Source organism: bacterium, assembly GCA_035703895.1.
Classification (GTDB): Bacteria; Sysuimicrobiota; Sysuimicrobiia; order Sysuimicrobiales; family Segetimicrobiaceae; genus Segetimicrobium.
The window spans coordinates 1-5060 of record DASSXJ010000194.1 but is presented as its reverse complement, the minus strand read 5'-3'; the positions used below and the strand labels follow the sequence as shown (position 1 = coordinate 5060).

Genomic DNA, 5060 nt, shown 5'->3' with positions numbered 1-5060 from the left:
CGGTCCTTCGAGGCCAAGCTCGCGGCGCTGTGCGGCGTTCCCCACGCCGTCGGGGCCGGGTCGGGGAGCGCGTGTATTCTGCTTGCCCTCCACGCCTGCGGCGTGCAGGCCGGCGACGCGGTGCTGATGCCGGCGAATATCTACGCGGGGGTCCCCGAAGCGGCGCTCCTCCTGGGGGCGGTCCCCACTTTCGTCGATATCGACGAAGCGACCTGGAACCTTTCCGCCGACCTGATCCCCACGTCACTCTGGGAACGCGCCCGCGCGGTCGTGGCGCAGCACACCTACGGCCAGCCGGTCGACATGGAGCCGCTGCTGCACCGCGCTCGCGAGTACGGGGTGCGCGTCATCGAGGACGCCGCGCACGCGCTCGGGGGCGAGTACAAGGGGACGAGGGTCGGCGGCCTCGGTGACGTGGCGCTCTTTGCCGTCAGCAACAAGGGCATTTCCGCCTGCGGCGTCGGCGGCGCCAACACCACGCGCGACGACCGCATCGCCGAGGACATGACCCTCCGCCGCTATCACGGCCGGAGGGACGGGTACGAGTCGGAGCGGTTGGGCTATAACTTTCGCCTGACCGAAATGGTCGCCGCGGTGGCTTCGTGCCAGCTGGACTCGCTCGAGGAGTGGAACGCGCAGCGCGCCCGCAACGCCGCCGAGTACCGCCGACGCCTGACCGAGGCGGAGCTGCCGGTCACGATGCAGGCGGAGCTGCCCGGGGCGCGGCACGCGCACTTGCATTTCGTGATCCGGGTAAAGAACCGCGACGCGTTGCGCCGCCACCTCACGGGCCAGGGCATCGACGCGCGGGTGCACTACGCTCCGCCGGCCCATCTGCACCGCGCGTTTATGGAGCGGCTCCCTTACCGCGAGGGCGAGTTCCCGGTTGCGGAGACGCTGTCCCGGGAGTGCCTATCGCTTCCATGCACCCCCAACGTTGGGCCGGCCGAGATCGAGTACGTCGTGGATCGGATCGCGGACTTCTACCGGTGATGTCGCGACCGTAAGGAAAGCGGGGCCCGTATGCAGATTCCCTACCGTGCCATGATCCTCACCGACGACATGCGCCAGAAGACGCTGGACGTCCTCGACACCGGCCGGTCGTACGGAGGCGAAGAGACGCAGCGCTTCGAGGTCGAGCTGGCCGAACGGTGCGGCCGGCGCTACGGGGTCGTGGCCAACTCCGGGACGTCGGTGCTGCTGCTGGCGCTCGAGGCGCTCGACGTCGGGCCGGGCGACGAGGTGCTGATGGCGGCGAACGCCTACATCGGGGTGCTGGCGGCCGTGGTGAAGACCGGCGCCACCCCGGTGTTCGTGGAGGCCGATCCGGCGACCTGGAACATCGACGCGGCGGCGGCCGCGGCCGCCGCGGGCCCGGGGGCCCGGGTGATCATCCCGGTGCACATGTATGGGTTCCCCTGCGACATGGATCCGCTGCTGGCTCTGGCCCGGGCGCGCGGGTGCGCCCTGATCGAGGACGCGGCCCACGCCTTGGGCGGGGCGTACAAGGGCCGTCCCCTGGGGAGCATGGGCGAGTGCGGGTTTTTCAGCTTCTCCGGCAAGATGATCACGGTGTTTGGCCCGGGGGGCGCCGGGGTCTGCGATGACCGGCGGTTGGCCGAGGACATCTGCAGCCTGCGGGACCAGGGCCGGAGCCGCGCCGAGGACATCAGCTTCATCCGCCGCACCGATGGCTCCTGGTACGACCTCCTCCGCATCGGGTACAACATGCACCTGACCGAGATGTGCGCCGCGCTGGGCCGGATCCAGCTGGGGATGCTGGATGGCTTTCTGGACCACCGCCGGCGCGCCGCGGCGTACTATACCACGCGCTTCCGGGAGGCGGACCTCCCGGTCGTTCTTCCACCGGAGCGCCCGTGGGCGAGCCCATCCTGGCTGCACTACGTGATCCAGACGCCGCACCGAGACGCGCTCCGAGAGTTCCTGCGCCGTCGAGAGATCGAGGCCAGCATCCACTACCCGGCGCCGCTGCACCTGCTCGGGCCGGTCCGGGCGCGATACGGCGCGAAGGAAGGACAGTTTCCGGTCGCGGAACGCCTGTGCCGGGAAAACCTGTCGCTGCCGGTCGGACCGCACATGACGCCGTCGATGCAGGAGCAGGTCGTGAACGCGGTTGTGGCGTTCTTTCGGGAACGCCTCCCGTAGGCGGTGTTACGGAAAGAGGCGTCCGGCCCAGGGGCTCAGTCGTTCAAACCCTTCCGCAAACTTGATCTCCGGGTTCCCGGCGATGTACGACGCCTGCGTCCCGCGCGCCACGGAGCGGGTGCGGTAACGTTCGACGTGGTACAGCTGCACCTTGAACTCGGCGACCGCCTGCATCTTCTGGTCCATGACGTCGGTGACGTCGATGAAGTGATCCGGCCGGAACCCCGTGGCCTCGATCATCGGCTGGGTGGGCTCGCAGGCGAAAATCTGGATGGGCGGGAGAATGGGGAGGTCCGGCTCGACGCCCGCCAGGCCGGTATAGTAGGAAGCTTCGATCGTGGCCTCACAGGCGCGGCCGTGGTCGGGATTGTACGGTTCGTTCTGCGGGTGCGTGATGATCACCCGCGGTCGAAACGTCCGGATCTCCCGGACCAGCCGCATCAGCAGCGCGCGGTCGAACACGAGCGGCTGATCGGAGTAGTCGTAGAACACGATCTCGACTCCGAGGATGGCTGCGGCCCGCGTCGCCTCCTCGCGGCGGATCATGGAGACTTCTTCTTCGGTCGCCTTCCCCTTGCGCGCCTTCCAAAACTCGTTGGATTCGCCCCGGGCTCCAGGGCTGAGCACCACCACCCTCACGGGCGCGCCCCCGTTCGCGTAGCGGGCGAGTGTTCCTCCCGCGCGCACACAGAAATCCGCTGCATGCGCGCTGATGCACATGATCCGATCTTGGACCGCCATCGCGTGCTCCTAACCGGGAGACGAACGCGCGCCGGGACGCCGCTCGAGGACCTCCCGATTGATCAGGAACTCCGGGACCGACCCTTCCAGCGCCCCAACGACCTGCTCGGCCGCGTCGCGCTGCATCTGTTCAATGGACTCTTCGGAGTAGAAGCCGACATGCCCCGACACGGTCACGGTAGGGATCCCGAGGAGAGGATGGTCGGTGGGCAGCGGCTCTGCGGCGAACACGTCGAGTCCCGCGCCGCGGAGGCGGCCGGAGTGCAGCGCGTCCACCAGTGCTGCTTCGTCGATTACCCCGCCGCGCGAGGTGTTCACGAGGACGGCCGAGGCCTTCATCCGATTGAGGGCCTCCCGGTCGATGAGGCCGCGCGTCTCCGCCGTCAGCGGGAGGTGCACGGAGAGGAAATCGGCCTCGGCGAGACACGTTTCCAAATCCACTCGGCGGACGCCCGCGCCGCGGAACACGTCAGCGTCGACGTAGGGGTCATACGCGATCACCTGAAGTCCCAGCGCGGCCCCCTTCCGGCCCGTCGCCCGTGCGATGTTCCCGAATCCGAGGAGGCCGAGCGTCTTCCCGGCAATCCGGTGGAGCGGAACGATGGGCTTAATGTGCCAGGCGCCGGACCGTACGGCCCGGTCCCCGGCGACGACCTTGCGTGCGACCGCGAGGAGGAGCGCGATCGCATGAGACGAGACCTCGTCCACGGCGTAGCGCGGTCCGTTCGTCACCCAGATGCCCCGTGCAGTGGCGGCGCCGACATCCACCCGGTCCACGCCGGTGCCGTAGTGGGCGATAATGCGGCAGCGATCGAGCAGCGAAATCCGGCCGGCATCGAGCACTCCCCGCATGTGGAGGACCGCATCCGCCTTCGGCGCTAGGCGGGGAAACGCGTCGGGGGCATCCATATCCACCGATTCGAGACGGATCCCCTGGGGTTCGAGGATGCCGCGCTCGATCGCGATGTCGTACATGGGCCGGTCCCGCGACTCCGTGCGTATGCAGTAACAGCCCTGCGCGCTCATGGCCCGCGACGCTCGTCAGACCGCATACCCCTTTTTTACGCCGCGAGTCACGCGGATCTCCTCCCCGATTTGCTCGGCGGCGCCGCTACTGCCACTCCGCGTGAAAGAGTTCGCGGATCCGCTCGCGGCTCACGCCGGCGCTCAAGAGCACCGTGAGCTTGATCCGGGCCTTGAGGGCGGGGGTGCCGGTGAAGATCATCCCCAGCGTCAGCAGGTGGGCCTCGGCACCTTCGTGCCGGTAGGTATTCCGATGCAGCCGCCCGGTGTGGTAGGGGTTCGCGATCACGACGGCGCTGCCGCGGCGGAGGGCTTCGGTGAGGAGTTCCACCTGAGGGGGCGTTAGGCGGCCCGACTCGACAACGAGGCCGTCGACGCCCGCCTCGACCGCCGCGCGCAGAGCTAGGTTGCTCGCGTCCGCAGCGAACGGGACATGCTCCACGCGCGCCGTGACGGCCTCGGGCATGATCCCCGGCAACCGGCGGAAGGGCCGGCGGGCGAAATACACGTGGTCTTCATCGACGGCTCCCAGCGGTCCGAACTCGAGGGACTGAAACGCGTTCACGTTCGACGAGCTCATCTTCGCGACATCCAGACTGCAATGCACGAAGCCATTCATCACGACCAGCACACCCAGCTGCCGGGCGCGGGGACACGCGGCGACCTGGACGGCGTTGAGCAAGTTCAGCGGACCGTCGTCGCTGGGCAAGGTCGGATTGCGCATCGCGCCGGTCATCACGACCGGGCGGTCCTCCTCGAGCACGACGTCGAGAAAGTAGGCGGTCTGTTCGACCGTTGCGGTGCCATGCGTGATCACGACTCCGGCCACGTCAGGATCGGCCAGGGCCGCTTTCACGCGGCGGGCCAGGGTCAGCATGTCCCCGAATCCGATGGCGCCGCTCGGCACCTCTAGGAAGGCCTCTACCGTCAGTTGCGCGTACGCCGTGGCTTCCGGGATCCGGGCCAGGAGCTGGTCGGGCGTGAGCCCGGGGGCAACCGTTCCGGACGGCCCGCGCGCGCCCGCGATCGTGCCGCCCGTGGTGATGAGGTGAACTCGAGGGAGCGGCATGAGTTCGAATCCTCCGGCGAGTCATCGTTCGTGCTAGAAGATGGCAGCCCCTTTTCATTCA

The 5060-nt window shown here is 68.5% G+C and carries 5 protein-coding genes; 2 read left to right on the top strand and 3 right to left on the bottom strand.

What is annotated here, in order from left to right; genetic code table 11:
- Both VFP86_13360 and VFP86_13355 read left to right on the top strand, forming a co-directional pair.
- Positions 1 to 993, top strand: a 993-nt coding sequence (locus VFP86_13360; GenBank protein ID HET9000627.1) for a DegT/DnrJ/EryC1/StrS family aminotransferase, incomplete at its 5' end; no start/stop codon positions are given.
- A 30-nt stretch (positions 994 to 1023) separates the two neighbouring features.
- The gene (locus tag VFP86_13355; protein ID HET9000626.1) at positions 1024 to 2166 is read left to right on the top strand and encodes a DegT/DnrJ/EryC1/StrS family aminotransferase; all 1143 of its coding nucleotides are present in this window, start codon (positions 1024 to 1026) and stop codon (positions 2164 to 2166) included.
- A 6-nt stretch (positions 2167 to 2172) separates the two neighbouring features.
- Here the strand turns inward: VFP86_13355 and VFP86_13350 are convergent, their stop codons facing one another.
- From VFP86_13350 to VFP86_13340, 3 genes are all read right to left on the bottom strand, one after another.
- Positions 2173 to 2907 (bottom strand): PIG-L deacetylase family protein, encoded by a 735-nt coding sequence (locus VFP86_13350; protein ID HET9000625.1) that lies wholly within the window; start codon positions 2905 to 2907, stop codon positions 2173 to 2175.
- Positions 2908 to 2916: 9 nt separating this feature from the next.
- Positions 2917 to 3933, bottom strand: a complete 1017-nt coding sequence (locus VFP86_13345; protein HET9000624.1) for a C-terminal binding protein — start codon at positions 3931 to 3933, stop codon at positions 2917 to 2919.
- 85 nt (positions 3934 to 4018) lie between these two features.
- A complete protein-coding gene (locus tag VFP86_13340) occupies positions 4019 to 4999 on the bottom strand; it encodes an asparaginase (protein HET9000623.1) in 981 nt (326 codons plus the stop codon).
- Positions 5000 to 5060: the final 61 nt, after the last annotated feature.